General features: G+C 67.3%; 1 pseudogene. It reads left to right on the top strand.

Annotation, left to right across the window (positions count from 1 at the left end):
* Nucleotides 1-1,294 (top strand): annotated as a pseudogene (locus ACZ60G_RS44130) (hypothetical protein); the annotation flags it as partial.

The raw sequence follows: 1,294 nt of genomic DNA, 5'->3' as shown, positions 1-1,294 counted from the left end.
GATCCGGCCGCCGAACCACAACTCGACCGCCACGGCACCAACTACATCCCACCCCTCACCACCGAACCCACTCGCGGCGGCGTCCCTCCGACCACACCCGCGGGGCCATTGCCACAATCAGTCGTCCCTACGCGCCCGGTCCCGATGATGGCCCAAGCCTCGGTCGACAAGCCCAAGAAGCGCAAAGCAAAGGCAGCGGCACCCGAACCACCCAAGCCGACGCCACCTGCGCCGATACCGATACCGATACCGATCCCACAACCCGAGCGCCGCAACCACGCCCGGCCGTCCGCACCTCCGGTCCGAACGAGTGCGGCCAAGCACTCGGCCCGCACGACGGGACGCGACCTGGCCATCACCCTCGCCAACCCCATCGGTGCGATGACCGTGCCCGCACTCACCCAAACCGAGCCGCACGGCCGCAACCTCGCCGACCAGGTGATGCGCGGCGGCCTCGCCACCGCCGTCCGCCCCACCCAAGCCACGGGCACACTGGTCCGCCCTCTCGAGGCGACCATCACCGAGCTCGAGCGATCACTCGACGACAGCTGGAGCAACGGACTCCTGCTCGCGCCGGAACCCGAAGCGACCGATCGGCACACTACCGACGGACACAGACTCCGGCCCCACGAGCAGACCATCGCGGAGATCGACGCGCAGACCGTTGCCGAGATCGACGAGATCAGCCGTGCTCTCTTCCACGAACTCGGCCTAACCGACGACAACCGCGAGACCACATCACCCTCGAACTCGACCCAAGCACCGATCTCACCTAGCAACCCGCCCGGGCACGGCTGGAGCTCCTGGGACACGGCCCTGCAACTACTCATCGAGGGCGCCTCCAACGCACCGGCACCGGCCGACCTCATCACGACATCGGTGAGCCCCTCGTCAACCGACCTGCCGGGCACCACCCAATTCCACAGCAGCCGACCCGAAACGCCATATCCGGGTCTCGCCGGCACCAACATCGGGACCGATCTCGCGCCTGAACCACTGGTCGCATACGAAGCCGGCGAACTAAGTTCCGCCCCTTACGAAGCCACCCTCGTCAACCTCGACTTCTTCGACTCCGAGACAGTTGTCCACGAGTCCGCCCAACCGACCACCCCGCAAATCGGCCCACGCCAGCCCCAGAATTCCAATCCACCAGGCGCACAGGCCAACTCACCACAGCAGCCATACACCACCACACCATTCCCCGACGCGGCACCGAGCAGTCTCGACGCCCAGACGATCCCACCGGCTGGCATCCTGCCGCCGAGCGGGCCGACGGCACTGGGCGGCGCGATAC

The sequence above is a fragment of the Nocardia sp. NPDC102475 genome (genome assembly GCF_055584605.1).
Note: the sequence above shows the minus strand (reverse complement) of the source record. Positions and strands in the feature narration are given on the sequence as shown.